Source organism: Roseovarius sp. TE539 (genome assembly GCF_003298505.1).
Lineage (GTDB): Bacteria > Pseudomonadota > Alphaproteobacteria > Rhodobacterales > Rhodobacteraceae > Roseovarius.
The window spans coordinates 16,851-30,530 of record NZ_QNGB01000003.1; the positions used below are offsets into that span (position 1 = coordinate 16,851).

Sequence of the window (13,680 nt, forward strand, 5' to 3'; positions counted from 1 at the left end):
CGCAGCGGCAGAGCCCGGGCGCGGCCGGATGTTCAGCGCAGACCGTCCTTGCCTGCAACCTCCTCGGCCGCAAGGCCCCCCATGCGCGCATGGATGCGGCAGCCGCGGCTCATGGCGAGGATGAAGAGGAGCTCGCCCGCGCGCGGACCGTCGGGCAGGCCCACTTCCATCGCGTCGAAATGGCTGCGGACATAGGCGGCGTTGGCATGCCCCAGCGGCACGTCGATGCGGGTGCCGGGGCCGCCCTGTTTCATCGCCGAAGGGACGATCGCCTTCGCGGCGCCCAGCCGTTCGCGCATCGCGTAGCCACCCGGCACGTGCCAGAGCGCGGTATGCTCCAGCTCTCCGTCTGCCCCGGCCATCGCGGCCTTTCCATAACCGTCGATTCCCCTGCTGCCCCCCATCGCCTCGATCAGCCGGTCCGTCATCATCATCCCCAGTGGCTTGAGATCCTCCATCGCCGGTTGCAGATCGGCGGTGTAACTGCCCGCAAACGGATTGGCCACCAGCGCCGCGATGGCCGCGCGTCGGCGCGGGTGATCCGCGGGCGGGCCGCCGTCATGGTGGATGTCCTCAAGGAACAGGGCAGTCTTGCGCAGGGTGAAGTCAGGCATTGGCTGTGTCCTTCGTGTGGATCAGGGGGAGATGCCCGGCTAGGCGGCATTGCCCTTGCAGCATCAGAGCGGCACCGGAGACAAGACCGAGAGATACCAGGTGATGGGCATAGGCAGAGCCGCGTGCGAGGGCGTGCGATATCTCGGCCGGCGAGAGCGGCCCGACATGCGTGGTCACGCGGCGGCGTCCGAGATCGCTGTCGGGGGCGCTGTCAGTTGCCGGGGTCCGGATGATGGCCGGGTGACCGGGCAGGTCCACGGCATTGGCGATCAGGGTTGCGGCGGCATCGGCCTGCGCCGCGGTACGCGCAAGTACGGTCACGTTGTCGGCAATGCCAAGGGAATGGCTCCGCCCTTGCCAGCCCGAGCTGGCGATGCCGCGCACCGGGTCATGATGCGCGATGCGCACCCGTGCCGGCGGATTCGTGGCGACGGCGGCCTCGATGCTGCGGCCCGGTCGAAGGCAAAAGGCCGTGTCGCCGCCATTATTCACATACGCCTTGTCGATACCGGCACCGCCCAGGGTTGCGGCAAGAATTGTGTCGGCGCCGGCGCCGGCGACGGCAGCCATGGGGGTGACGAAGCGATCGGCAAAAGGGCGCACGGCCTCGTGCATGAGCTGTGCGGTTTCGCCCCGTGGCGGGGTGCCATGGGCAGAGCGAAGGCGCGGCAGTTCGGCCACCAGTTCATCGAGCAGTGTGGAGAAGCGCTCCACCGCCCGTTCGAAGGCGGCCCGGCGCCCCGGCCCGTCGATGCCGACGATCATGTCGATGGGGCCATGATGAAGATGCAGTCGCTGGCCGTCCGGCAACCACACCGCCTGTGCACGGCCGGTCATTCCCCGCGCGCCCCGGGCGGTCCCACGGCGCGCACATCGGTGCCGTATTCGCCGCCGTGTTCAAGGATGTCCGCGATGCTCCGCACTGCCGCGTCATGCCCGCCTAAGGTTCGGTAATCCGCCCGTCGCAGGGTGAATTCCAGCGGCGCGACGAGTGCCGGGGTGGGCACGTATCCGAACGAGCCTTCGGGCATTCCGGTCACATCCACCATCAGGGTGATGCCGCCGCCGGGCCAGATATAGGCCGGGGCGCCCCCGCAGGTGACGCGCGTGTCCGCGGCATGGACCGACCGGGTCAGCTTGACCGGGTTCCGCGTCACGCCGGAGCGCAGCGATCCGCCTGCCCCGGCGGCGAAGAGCACAGAACAGAGTGCCGGCTCGCAGTTCTCGGCGATAAGATCAACGGAGGGTTTCAGCGCCTCGGGCAACGGCGCGGGCTGCGGCACCAGATCGTCATCGAGCACGTAATAGCCCCATTGCTCACCGGTGGTGGAGACCATCAGCAGCGTCAGCCCGGGCCGCGCGCCCTTTTTTGCCAGCCAGGGATTGAGGATGGTCAGCGGATCCTCGATATCGGTACCGCCCCAGCCGCGCCCCGGCTGCGCGACCTGGAAATAGCGCCCCGGGGTGGAACGGCGGCCCTTGATCCGTATGCCGGTATCGGGCCAGTCCAGCACCTTGCCGGCCTGGTGTTCGCTGACCACGCCGGTGATGTGATCGTCCACCACCACGACCTCGTCCACGAGCCCGTGCCATTGCGCGGCGAACATCCCGATGGTGGCCGAGCCGCAGCCCACCCGCATGCGTTCCTCGCGGTGGCCATCGACGATCGGCGCCTGCCCGGCCTGCACGATCACGCTGGCGCCGCCATCGATGGCCAGCTCCACCGCCTCGCGGTTGCACAGCCGCAGCAGCGCGTCACAGGTCACCCGGCCCTCGGGCTTGGTGCCCCCGGTGAGGTGCTCCACCCCCCCGAGCGAAAGCATCTGCGAGCCGTATTCGGAGGTCGTGACATGGCCGATCGCCTCGCCCTCGCAGCGCACCGTCGTGGCTTCTTCGCCAAGGTGACGGTCGGTGTCGATCTTCACCTTGACCCCGCAGTAGGAGAAGATCGCCTCGGTCACCACGGTGACGAAATCGGCGCCGTCGACCTCGCGGCTGACGATGAAGGGCGCGGGTTTGTAATCGGGATAGGTGGTGCCCGACCCGACGCCCGAGACGAAAACGTCGTCGTTACCCACGATCTGGCCGTCCCATTCGGATTTGAGGAAGGGGCGGACCTCACCCCCGGCCTGCACCCTGCGGTCCAGTATGGTCAGCGGGTCGCAGCGGACGATGCGGCCATCCTCGTTGCCGTAGCGATCACAGGCGCCGACCTTGCCGGGGGCAATGTAGCACATCACCGGGCACGCATCGCAGCGGATCTTCTCCTCGCGGATGCGGTCGGTCCGGTCGGTCATTTCCGCGCCTCGCCGATCGCGGCCAAAACCCGGTGCGGCAGTGCCGGAAGCTGCGTGATCCGCGCGCCCGCGGCGTGGCGGATGGCGTTGAGGATTGCCGGCGCGGTGGGGATCAGTACATGCTCGCCCAGCCCCTTGGCGCCCATGGGGCCTTCGGGGTCCGGCACTTCCAGCAGGATCGTGTCGATGCGCGGCATGTCCCCGGTTGTCGGAATGAGGTAATCATGCAGGTTCTCGGTCCGGCCGGGAACATATTCCTCCATCAGGGCCATGCCAAGGCCCTGCGCGATACCGCCCTCGACCTGCCCGCGGGCCAGAAGGGGGTTGATGATCCGGCCCAGGTCGTGGGCGGCGGTCATCCGGGTGACGCGCACTGTGCCAAGCGAGATGTCGACGGTGACCTCGGCAATCTGCGCACCGTAACCGTAAACGGCATAGGGCGCACCCTGCCCGTTTTCATCAAGCGCAGTGGTCGGCGGATCGTAGCTTTCCTCGGCGGCAAGCGCGTAGCCGTTCGCGTCGGCAGCGATGCCCGAAAGCGCGATCCGCCGCTCGGTGCGCCCGTCGCGCACCACGAGCGTGTCTCCCTCCAGCGTGATTTCCGCGTCCGGCCCGGTATTGGCCAGGGCGAGGATCCGCGCCCTGAGCGCGCGACCGGCCGCGAGCGCGGCGTTGCCGGTGACGTAAGTCTGCCGCGAGGCGGAGGTCTTGCCGCAATCGGGCGTGAGACGGGTGTCAGGACCGACGAGTTCGAACGCCGTCACCGGCAGGCCGAGCGCATCGGCGCAGATCTGGGTGATCACGGTGTTCGCTCCCTGTCCGATATCGGTGGCGCCCTGGTGCAGGCGCAACCGCCCGTCGGGCGTGATCCCCACCCGGATCGTTGAGGGATTCGGCAGCGCGGTGTTGCCGCAGCCGTACCAGCACGAGGCGATCCCGACCCCGTGGCGCAGGGGGCCGTCCGGACGGTTCCGCGCCTCGGCACGGTCCAGCGCCGCCGTCCAGGGGCCTTCCAGCGCCTCGAGGCAGGCGCCGATTCCCACCCCCTGCAACTCCTGACCGCAGACGGTTGCCTGACCGTCCCGGAGGGCATTGAGCTGCCGGAACGCCAACCTGTCCAGTCCCGCGCTCAGCGCCAGATCGTCAAAAAGGGTTTCCTGCAGGATTGCCGCCTGCGGCACGCCGAAACCCCGGAACGCGCCCGACACGGGGCCGTGGCTGTGGACCGCGCGGGCCTCGGCGTTATAGGTGGGCATGAAATAGGGGCCCGATGCATGCACCGGCACGCGCCCCGCCACGGTGGGCCCCCAGCTGGCATAGGCGCCGGTATCGAAATCCCCCTCGAAGACCATCCCGGTGAGGCGGCCGTCGGCATCGATTCCGGCCCGTGCGGACATCCGTGCCGGGTGGCGTTTGGTGCTGGCCGTCATCGATTCCGCGCGGGACCAGATCATGCGTGCAGGCCGTCCCGTGCGGAGTGCGACAAGGCCGATCAGCGGCTGCAGCGAGACATCCAGCTTGGAACCGAAACCACCCCCCGCCGCCGCTGGAATGATCCGCACTTTCGCGGGCGGCAGCCCCAGCACGCGGGCGGTATCGTCGCGGTCCATCACCGGGGCCTGGGTGCAGGCCCTGATCACGAGCGTATCGTCTTCGATCCAGGCCGCGCCGGCCTCGGGTTCGATATAGGCGTGCTCGATATAAGGGGTCCGCATCGTCGCCTCGGCAACCCGGGCGGACCCGGCAATCGCGGTGGCCGCATCGCCGCGTGACACGCGGCCGGTGATCAGTATGTCGTCGGGACGGTCGGCATGCACCGGCGCCTTGCCGTTCATATCGCTCCAGGTGATCGGGAACGTGGACAGATCCAGCGCTTCGACGATTGCCGCCTCCCCGGCGATCAGCGCGACCGCCTCACCGCGCAGGCGCACATGGGTTTCGGCCAAAGCGGGCTGATCGGCGAAAGGCGGGATCACGCCGTAGCGGTTTTCGCCCGGGATGTCGGATGCGGTAAAGACGTGAACCGGCCCGGCCTGCGCAGCGCACCAACGGGAAATGTCCCCGAACGTGAACGCGGCCGGTGCCGAGGGGGCGCGGAGCGCCCGCACCAGAAGCGTGCCGTCGGGGGCATGATCGGCCCCGAATCTTTCGGTGCCGTCTACCTTCGGGCCACCGTCGATGCGTTCTATACAGGCGCCCACGGCATGGCCGGCGGCCGGCGGGTCCGTGGCGGGGCCCGGTGCCGCGTCAAGCACAGCCTCTATTATGCCTGCATACCCGGTGCACCTGCACAGCACCCCGCCGAGCGCCTCTTCGGTTTCCGCCCGGTCCGGGGCAGGGTTGCGTGCCAGAAGCGCTGCGGCGGCCATCAGCATCCCCGGTGTGCAGATTCCACATTGCGCCGCGCCGTGACGCAGGAATGCAGCCCCGAGCGCACCATCCGCAAGCCCCTCGACCGTGGTCACTGCATGCCCGGCGACCTGAGCCGCCGGAGTCAGGCAGGCGCAAACCGGCGCGCCGTCGAGCAGCACGGTGCAAGCCCCGCAATCGCCCGCATCGCAGCCAACCTTGGTGCCCCTGAGCGCCAGATCCTCGCGCAGCACTTCCGAAAGGCGCCGCCCCGGTGCGGCCGGCAGGCTGCGGGAGGTGCCGTTCACGGTGAGGGTCAGGGTGTCCAGCGCCTTGTTCATGCCGCCGCCTCCGCTTCCGGTGCCACAAGACCGGTAAGCGCACGGCGCAGCAACTCGGTTGCGGCTTCGAGGCGGTAGGGGGCATCGGCGCGGATATCGGCGATCGGCGACAGGTCAGGCGCCACCAGATCGGAGGTCACCCGCGCTGCAAGGCGGGCATCGGCGGGCTGCCCTTCCAGCGCCTCCTCCAGGGTCGCCAGACGCGTGGCGACCGGTCCGCAAGCTCCGACAGACAGGGCCGGGTGGATCACGCGGCCGTCCACGATTTCCAGCCTTGCCGCAACCATGGCGATGGAAATTACCAGGTATCTGCGCGCGCCCAGCTTCAGGAAACGGCTGCGCCCGCCGGTCGCGGTGGCGGGAATGCGGATGGCTGTAACCAGTTCGCCGGCGCTCAGTGCGGTGCGGCGGGGGCCGGTCACGAAGTCCGCCAGCGCAAGCACGCGGCCGCCCGCGGCCGAGCGCGTCACCACCTCGGCATCCATCGCCAGCAGGCATGGCATGCCGTCAGCTGCGGGCGAGGCGTTGCAGATATTGCCGGCCACGGTGCCCGCGTTCTGTATCTGCACTGAGCCGACCTCGCGGGCCGCCTGCTTGAGCATGTCGAAAGAGGGCGGCAGATCCGCGGCGATCACGTCCGACCAGGTGGCGGCGGCCCCGATCAAGACGTCCCCGGCTTCCTTGCGAACATGGCGCAACGCCTTGATGCCGGTGATATCCAGAACGTTGCCGGTGAGCTCTCTGCTCCCGGTCGCGGCGAGAAGATCGGTGCAGCCTGCCGCGATCGTTACAGGATCAGAGTCCAGGCAGGAAAGCGCCTCTTCGATCGTGGCGGGCCGGTGATATGCGGCCAAGGTCATCCTCCCTGAACGAAACCGGCCGGTCCGGCTTTCGGGGAATGGTGCGGCACCCCGTGCATGACTGTCAACAACCCGCGCCGTCCGGTTTCCTTCCAGAGCCGAAATGCCACGCGCTGCATGGCCCGGGGCGCTTCCGGGGTGACCGCCAAAGGGACGACGCACGCGGAGTCCGGGGCGTTACACCCCGACATAACGTTCGACGATGCTGTGATCGGCCCGCAATGCCTCGGCGGGCAGGGTTTCCCCGTTGCGTCCGTTTTCGATGAAAGCGACGCGGTCGGCCACCGAAAGGACAGCATCGACCCGTTGTTCGACCAGAAGCACTGCCACGCCGGTTTCGCGCATTTTCACGATCACCTGCCGGATCGCCTCGATCATCGTGGGTTGCAAGCCTTCCGTCGGTTCGTCGAGCAACAGCGCCTTGGGCCGCAGGCAGAGCGCCCGGGCGGTGGCGAGCATCTGCTGCTCGCCACCGGACAGGGTGTTGGCCTGCTGACCCAGCCGTTCGCGCAGCCGCGGGAAAAGCTCCAGCACCTGCTCGCGGGTCTGCGGCGGGCTGCGCCGGGCGCGCATTCCGATTTCCAGGTTCTGCGCCACCGTCAGCCCGGAAAACAGGCGCCGGCCCTGTGGAATATAGCCGATACCGGTGCGCGGCACCTCATGGGGGGGCAGGCTGCTGGTTTCGGTGCCGTCCAGTGTCACCTTGCCACCCATCAGTGGCAACAAGCCCATGACCGCCTTCATGGTGGTGGTCTTGCCCGCGCCGTTGCGCCCCAGCAGACACAGGATCTCGCCGCTGCGCACCGTCAGGGAAAGCTGCCGTAGCACCTGCGCGCGCCCGTAACCGGCATCGATCGCGTCGATCTCGAGCATCAGCCGGTCCCCAGATAGGCGGCCTGCACCGCCGCGTTCTCGTGGATTTCCGCCGGTGTGCCCTCGGCCAGCACTGCGCCGTAGTCCAGCACGGTCACGCGGTCGGCGGTTTCCATCACCACGCTCATGTTGTGTTCGATCAGCAGCACGGTCGTGCGCCCGGCCAGGTCGCGCAGCAATGCGGTGAACCCGGCGATCTCGCTTTCCGAAAGGCCCTGGGTGGGCTCGTCGAGGATCAGCAGACGGGGGGCCTGCGCCAGCCCCATGGCGATTTCCAGCAACCTCTGATGCCCGTAGCTCAGATCGCCGGCCTCCTGGTCGATCCGGTCCAGCAATCCGACACGGTCAAGCGCCTCGTGCACGACCGCGTCGGCCTCGGCGCCGCGCAGGCGGCGGCGCGCAGCCAGCGCCACGTTCTCGCGGGCGGGCAGGCGCGCGAAGACCGAGGTGATCTGGAACGTGTAGGCCATGCCACGCCGGATGCGACGGTGGGCCGGCAATGCGGTGATGTCGGCCCGGTCGAAGGCGATGCGCCCGGCCGAGGGCGTGATCCGCCCGCAGATCATTCCCACCAGCGTGGTCTTTCCCGCGCCGTTGGGGCCGATGAGTGCGCGGACTTCGCCTTCGGGCAGGTCGAAATCCACGTTCTCGACAGCGCGCAGCCCGGCAAAATGCTTTGACAATCCCCGCGTGGACAGCAGCGTCATGGCAGCCACCTCCAGAGCCGGCGGCGCAGTTCGCCGGTCAGGCCCTGCGGCGCGAACAGCGTAAGCACCACCAGCGCCACCCCGGCGATCAGCATGTAGGCGGTCGTGATGCCGGAGGAAAAATCGATCAGGTAGAACATGAAAAGCGTACCGATGAACGGCCCGAGCACGGTGCCGGCCCCGCCCAGAAGTACCCAGAGCAGGGGAAAGATCGAGTATTGCACACTTGCGAAACTGGCGCCGACGTAGCCGAAGAGCAGCCCGTAGACCGCCCCCGCCGCCGCCGAGATGGTGCCCGAAACGATCATCGCGCCGAGCTTGTGCGCAAATGTGTCGTAGCCCAGCATGCGCACCCGCTCCTCGTTTTCCCGGACCGCCACCAGCGTCTTGCCGAAGGGGCGTTGCACCAGGTGCAAACAGGTCATGAGGCAGATGGCGAACAGGATCAGCGCGGCGAAATAGCGGTTGGTAGGATCGCTCAGGTCGATGCCCCAGAGAACGCGTTCGGCCTGCTGGATCACGAAGCCCTCGTCGCCGCGCGTGTATTCCCCGAAATAGAGGATCGTCAGGTATCCGGCCTGCGCGAACATCAGCGTCACGATCATGAAGGCCACGCCGGAGGTGCGCAGCGCCAGCAGCGCCAGCCCCGCCGACACGACGATCCCCGTCACGAGCCCGGCCACCAGTGCAGGGGCCGGCGTGAAGCCCAGATGCTGGATGGTCAGCCCCATGCCGTACATGCCTGCGGCGAAGAACAACGCGTGCCCGAGGCTCAGAAGGCCGGTATAGCCGAAAAGGATGTTGTAGCCCACGGCGTAGCTGGCCAGTACCATGATCCGCGCGAGGTTGCCGTGGTGGTAGTCCGGCAACACGAACTGCAACGCGAAGAGCAACGCGATGAGTCCGCCATGCAGGGCGAGGGACCGGCGTGCGGCGCTCATGCCGCGCGTGATCCGAACAGCCCTTGCGGGCGGAATACCAGCACCATCCCGACCAGGAGCGTCGCCAGGATCTTGGCCAGCGTGGGCGAGAAGAAGACCGAGATGATCCCGTCGCTGAGCCCGATAAACACGGCTGCCAGGACCGTGCCGGGCAGGCTGCCAAGGCCACCGATGATCACCACGATGAAGCTCAGAAGCAGCGGATCGGCGCCCATCAGGTAATGAGCCTGCTGGATCGGCACGATCAGCACCGCCCCGAGGGCCGCGAGCCCCGCGCCGAGGCCGAAGACGAGGGCATACACCTTTTCCACCGGGATGGCGAAGGCCAACGCCATGTCACGGTCCATCTGCGTGGCACGCATCACCAGCCCGATGCGAGTGCGCGACATCAGAAGCCAAACGCCGATCAGGACCGCCCCCGCCGCGCCGATCACCGCCAGCTTGTAACTGGTGGTGCCGAGGCCCCAGGGCCAGTAGAGTTGCCAGCCGCCCTCACCGCGCTCGATCCAAGGTATCGCAAGACGTGTGTCGAATGGTGCTTCCACAGGGCGTGCGTCGGGGCCGTAGGTCATCAGCGTGACCTGCTGGATTATGTAAAGCAATCCGATCGTGGCGACGATGGTGCGTTCCGGGTCATAGTCCAGACGTTTGAGTATGGTCATGTCCGCGGCGACGGCGATGGCGGCAACGGCAAGCGGGGCGATCACCAGTGCGGCGGCGAATCCGACCGCCGGGTGCCCGCCCATGGATTGCGCGACCCACCAGGCAATCACCGCGCCCAGCATGAAGAACTCGCCATGCGCGATGTTGACCACGCGCATGACACCGAAAACGAGGCTCAGCCCGACCGCCGTCAGCGCAAGCACCGCTGCCGTCACCGCCCCTTCCAGCGAGGCGAGAAGGATATAGGGCCCGAAATCCATGTGTTTTCAGAACTTTCCGTAACGGTTTCTTCGCGAAAGAGCGGTTTGATCGCCCCGTGCGAAGGGCGTTCGCCGTGCCATCCCCAATTCAGAGCGCCCGCGTGGTGTAATCCACCTCGTCGGGATAGTATGTGTCCTCGATCGAGGTCGTGTGGACCTTTACCAATCTGCCATCCTCGACCCTGGATATGTACTGGTGCCCGAATACCTGGTGGGTTTTTCCATTGAAAACCTTTGCTCCCTGCGGGTGGGCGCGGCTGTGGGGCATGTCGGTCATCGCCTCGACGGCCTCGACCAGCGCGGCGCGATCGCCCGGTCCGGCATAGCCCGCGGTTTCCATCGCTTCCTTGACGACGTGAAGCGTTTCCCAGCAGCCGAACATGTGCGCATAGGTTGAAATGTCGGTCGGATCGCTGACCGAGGCGCCGCGATCGTCCACGCCGACGGCATCGCGGTAGAACTTGTCGTGGTCCGACTGGTCCGCCTGCACATGGCGCGGCATGCCTTCCCAGAAATAGGTGCCATCCAGGTATTCGAGGCCGGGGCTGTCCATCGCCACGGCTTCGAGGCTGTCGATGAAGCCGAACATTTCCGGGCGTTGCGGCCCGAAGAACTCGCCCAGCTCCTTCACGAAGGTCAGAACGGCAGGCCCGACCATGACATGATAGAGTACCTCGGTTTCGCGCGGGATTTTCGGAAAGTACTTGGTGAAGGATGTTTCCGCCGGCGGGATGGCGATATGGGCCAGAACCTCTCCGCCCTCGCGCTTCACCGCTTCGGTGAAGAAATCGCGGTGATCGTGGCCGAAGGCGAAATCGGGAAACACCATCGTGACTTTCTTGCCCAGGTTCTGAGTGACATAGGGCGCCATCGCCTGGACCTGGCTCTTCACATCCGTGATACCCGGCTGCAGCGTATAGCGGTTGAGCATCCCCGAGGCCACGTGATGCCCTTCCGACACCACGAAATAGGGCAGTTTCAACTCTCCAGCGCGCGGAGCGGAGCCGATCACCACGTGTGAGAAAAGGGTTCCGAACCCGATGTCGCAGCCATGCTGATTGGCGAATTTCTCGACCACCTCGGCGCCGCGCTTGGGATCGGTTCCATCATCCTCGGCCACGATCTCGACGGGGCGGCCGTTGATGCCTCCGCCTTCGTTGATCAGTTTGACGGCGGCCTGCGTGGTCCGGTCGTACCAGCGTCCGTAGGCGGCACCGATGCCGGTGCGGTGCACCTGGAACCCGATGCGGATCGGTTCGGCACTCTGGGCATGGGTGTAGCGCGCCCACAAGGGCATGGTTGCCGCGCCGGCGGCGGCGCCGGCCAGTGTGCGGATCGCGCCGCGGCGTGATGTGGTGGTCCTGGTGCTGGAATTCTCGGTCATGACGGATTTCTCCCATGTTGAACGAATGGCGGAGCCCTGGCACAGCCCTCTTGCGTGGAACTGTGCGGAGACTGGCGCCGCTTGTCCAGTTTTTTGCGTGTCACAGCCCGCGCGGCGAAGCCAGAAGCCATAGCCCGAAGAATGTATAGGCGACCATGAACGCCGCCAGCGGCGCCTGGCTGAGGACCGCGCGCAGGTTGCTGCCGAAGGCGCGCAGGGCCAGCGCATGTGCCAGCAGGATTGCGATGATGTGCCCGATCACCACCGCGCCCGCCTGTGACAGCCAGATCGCGCGCACCGGCCCGGGCGTGTTGAGAAATCCCGTGGTCACGTGAACATGCCCGATCCCCAGAAGATCGGCGCCGGTGTTGAGCGGATCGTTGAGCGCGGCGGCGACGTATTGCCCCTCCACCAGGGCGGCGGTGAGGTAATGCGCGATATGATAGCCCAGGGCGATCGGCAGGATGGAGGGTGCGAAAAGGGCAAACGCCGGCACGAGCGCCATCCGCGAACCGGCGATGCGCAGGCCCGCGACAATCGACAGCGCAAAGACCGCCACCAGCGCCGTGTTGGCGGCGACAAGCCCGAGGATATTCGGTCCGACGACCGCCGACCGCCCCGGGAACTCCAGCGGGTTGAGGCCCAGCACCCCGAGCCACCAGAACGTCTCGTTCAGACCGTCGAAGCTGCCGGATCCGAGCAGGAGAAGGATGAACAGCGCCAGTCCCGGTGTGACAGGCGGTGCCGCCAGCACCTGCCAGCCCGGAAGGCCCGTCGAGATCCGTCCGTTGGCGCGCCCGATCACGGCCATGCGCCGATAGGCCCGCATGAGAATTGTCAGCGCCTCCGCCCGCAATAGCCAACGCGGGCCGAAAAGCGCCAGACCGCCGAGAGAAAAAAGCCAGTATCCCCCCACGACCGTTGCAAGGCGTGCCGGGTCCGTCGGGGCCGGATCGGCCATGAGGAACGCGGCGAACGCCAGGAAGCCCGCGATTCCGGGCCCGTGGCCCAGCCACCGTGGATAATGGAACGGCGCGCGCTCTCCGGTGATGCGCGACAGGACCGCGCCCGGCCCTGTCCAGGGGTTGGACCAGCGCCAGTGATCGAAGATCAGCCCTTGAAGCGTGACCAGCCCGATCCACCACACAGTCCAGACCGTGAGCGGCAGCGGGTTGACCAGCGGATCGCGTGATCCGTAAAGCCCGGCCGCCACCAGCGCCAGCACGAGAAGCGCCGACGCACAGCTGCTGACATGGCGCAACCGGGCCCGCCTCACGGACCACAACGGCAGGGCCCGAAACAGCGCCGCTGCCGTGGGCCCTGGCAGGAACGCCAGCAGGACAACAGTGAGCGCAACGCTGGCCACGCCAGCGGTGATGTAGATGTCGGTGGGCAGGAGCAGGACGAAGCCCTGTTCGGACGCATGGGCATTTGCGGCCCCGGGAACTGCCGTGGCAAGCCCTGTGATCATCATGGATGCGCGCACTAAACCCCTCCCCGTTCGGTACATGGTCCGAATTTACGCGCTTTGACCGCCGGCGAAACCGGAATTTCCCGCGTCGTGCCGGATGCCCCGTGCCCCGCGACCGCAGGCCAGTCCTGACAGGGCCCGCGCCAGAAGGATGGGTTCACGCGGCGACAGCGGCCCTTGGCTTGTCCGTTCGGGATCATTCGCTCCATGAATGGACGTGCACGTCGCGTCCCGAATGGCCCTTCATGATCTTGACGGCGAGATCCTCGCGCTCCCGGTCGCGGACACGCACCCACAGGAGGATTCCGCCATGCTCGATCTGCTTGGTGTAGTACTCCTTGTGCCTCTGTCCGACGCGGCGCGCCAGAAGCGTTCCGATGACCGCCGCCGGGCTTCCGCCGATCGCAATGGCCGCAATAGACGCGGCCAGCGTGCTTGCCGGGGTGAGCATCGCGGCCATCGCGATGTATGAGCCCAGAAAGAAGAATCCCCCGGCGATGGCGCCCTCGAGTTCGCCGACCGCTTCTTCCGAGACGAAATGGGCCCGCGGCGCGTTCGGGTCGTCTTCGAGGTCGGCAGAGCGCCAGTAGGCCTTGCCCAGTTTCTCCTCCAGGGCCTTTTCGCCCGCAAGGAGGCTGATGTCGGAATGATGAATTCCAACCATCCTGAGATCGTAGAGAGCCGCCTGAAGATCCTCGGCACTGTCGAAAACGCCGACCGCTTCCGGGATGTCGATGACCGTGGTCTTGTGGTCTTCATGATCGGGGTTGGTCAAGGTGGCCTCCTCGCGTCGGGCGCTGCATGGAACATTGATGGTAAACCTGACGGACGGCAATCGCCTTGACGCAAATCAACGCCGGGACGGACACGCTGATGCCGACGGCAAAGGCGCGTTGACTTTCGGGCGGGCCTCGCCAAG

12 protein-coding genes are annotated in these 13,680 nt (G+C 66.9%); all 12 read right to left on the reverse strand.

Features of this window, described 5'->3' with window-relative positions; translation table 11 throughout:
* Nucleotides 1–32 precede the first annotated feature (32 nt).
* Nucleotides 33–614, reverse strand: a complete 582-nt coding sequence (locus tag DQW77_RS02550; protein ID WP_113256627.1) for an amino acid synthesis family protein — start codon at nt 612–614, stop codon at nt 33–35.
* Nucleotides 607–1,452: a UPF0280 family protein gene (locus DQW77_RS02555; protein ID WP_113256628.1), complete on the reverse strand. Its 846-nt coding sequence runs from the start codon at nt 1,450–1,452 to the stop codon at nt 607–609. Before DQW77_RS02555 ends, DQW77_RS02550 begins: the two co-directional genes overlap by 8 nt.
* Complete coding sequence (locus tag DQW77_RS02560) at nt 1,449–2,912, reverse strand: 6-hydroxynicotinate reductase (protein ID WP_113256629.1); 1,464 nt, start codon at nt 2,910–2,912, stop codon at nt 1,449–1,451. The genes DQW77_RS02555 and DQW77_RS02560 overlap by 4 nt, the downstream gene beginning before the upstream one ends.
* Nucleotides 2,909–5,602: a molybdopterin cofactor-binding domain-containing protein gene (locus DQW77_RS02565; RefSeq protein ID WP_113256630.1), complete on the reverse strand. Its 2,694-nt coding sequence runs from the start codon at nt 5,600–5,602 to the stop codon at nt 2,909–2,911. The genes DQW77_RS02560 and DQW77_RS02565 overlap by 4 nt, the downstream gene beginning before the upstream one ends.
* On the reverse strand, nt 5,599–6,462 hold the full coding sequence (locus tag DQW77_RS02570; RefSeq protein ID WP_220124940.1) for a xanthine dehydrogenase family protein subunit M: 864 nt from the start codon (nt 6,460–6,462) through the stop codon (nt 5,599–5,601). Before DQW77_RS02570 ends, DQW77_RS02565 begins: the two co-directional genes overlap by 4 nt.
* A 177-nt stretch (nt 6,463–6,639) precedes the next feature.
* Nucleotides 6,640–7,335 (reverse strand): ABC transporter ATP-binding protein, encoded by a 696-nt coding sequence (locus DQW77_RS02575; protein WP_113256631.1) that lies wholly within the window; start codon nt 7,333–7,335, stop codon nt 6,640–6,642.
* Nucleotides 7,335–8,042, reverse strand: coding sequence for an ABC transporter ATP-binding protein (locus DQW77_RS02580; RefSeq protein ID WP_113256632.1), 708 nt, complete (start codon nt 8,040–8,042; stop codon nt 7,335–7,337). Before DQW77_RS02580 ends, DQW77_RS02575 begins: the two co-directional genes overlap by 1 nt.
* Nucleotides 8,039–8,983, reverse strand: a complete 945-nt coding sequence (locus DQW77_RS02585; protein WP_113256633.1) for a branched-chain amino acid ABC transporter permease — start codon at nt 8,981–8,983, stop codon at nt 8,039–8,041. Before DQW77_RS02585 ends, DQW77_RS02580 begins: the two co-directional genes overlap by 4 nt.
* On the reverse strand, nt 8,980–9,906 hold the full coding sequence (locus DQW77_RS02590) for a branched-chain amino acid ABC transporter permease (protein ID WP_113256634.1): 927 nt from the start codon (nt 9,904–9,906) through the stop codon (nt 8,980–8,982). Before DQW77_RS02590 ends, DQW77_RS02585 begins: the two co-directional genes overlap by 4 nt.
* Before the next feature lie 88 nt (nt 9,907–9,994).
* Entirely contained in the window at nt 9,995–11,290 is a 1,296-nt protein-coding gene (locus DQW77_RS02595; protein WP_113256635.1) for an ABC transporter substrate-binding protein, read from the reverse strand.
* Between the two features lie 100 nt (nt 11,291–11,390).
* On the reverse strand, nt 11,391–12,776 hold the full coding sequence (locus DQW77_RS02600) for a hypothetical protein (protein ID WP_258523646.1): 1,386 nt from the start codon (nt 12,774–12,776) through the stop codon (nt 11,391–11,393).
* Between the two features lie 181 nt (nt 12,777–12,957).
* Nucleotides 12,958–13,536, reverse strand: a complete 579-nt coding sequence (locus tag DQW77_RS02605) for a hypothetical protein (protein WP_113256637.1) — start codon at nt 13,534–13,536, stop codon at nt 12,958–12,960.
* Nucleotides 13,537–13,680: the final 144 nt, after the last annotated feature.

Bases quoted from the DNA above. Each gene is read 5' to 3' on its own strand.
- DQW77_RS02550 (WP_113256627.1), bottom strand. From the start codon at position 614: ATGCCTGACTTCACCCTGCGCAAGACTGCCCTGTTCCTTGAGGACATC.
- DQW77_RS02555 (WP_113256628.1), bottom strand. From the start codon at position 1,452: ATGACCGGCCGTGCACAGGCGGTGTGGTTGCCGGACGGCCAGCGACTG.
- DQW77_RS02580 (WP_113256632.1), bottom strand. From the start codon at position 8,042: ATGACGCTGCTGTCCACGCGGGGATTGTCAAAGCATTTTGCCGGGCTG.
- DQW77_RS02575 (WP_113256631.1), bottom strand. From the start codon at position 7,335: ATGCTCGAGATCGACGCGATCGATGCCGGTTACGGGCGCGCGCAGGTG.
- DQW77_RS02560 (WP_113256629.1), bottom strand. From the start codon at position 2,912: ATGACCGACCGGACCGACCGCATCCGCGAGGAGAAGATCCGCTGCGAT.
- DQW77_RS02570 (WP_220124940.1), bottom strand. From the start codon at position 6,462: ATGACCTTGGCCGCATATCACCGGCCCGCCACGATCGAAGAGGCGCTT.
- DQW77_RS02590 (WP_113256634.1), bottom strand. From the start codon at position 9,906: ATGGATTTCGGGCCCTATATCCTTCTCGCCTCGCTGGAAGGGGCGGTG.
- DQW77_RS02595 (WP_113256635.1), bottom strand. From the start codon at position 11,290: ATGACCGAGAATTCCAGCACCAGGACCACCACATCACGCCGCGGCGCG.
- DQW77_RS02565 (WP_113256630.1), bottom strand. From the start codon at position 5,602: ATGAACAAGGCGCTGGACACCCTGACCCTCACCGTGAACGGCACCTCC.
- DQW77_RS02585 (WP_113256633.1), bottom strand. From the start codon at position 8,983: ATGAGCGCCGCACGCCGGTCCCTCGCCCTGCATGGCGGACTCATCGCG.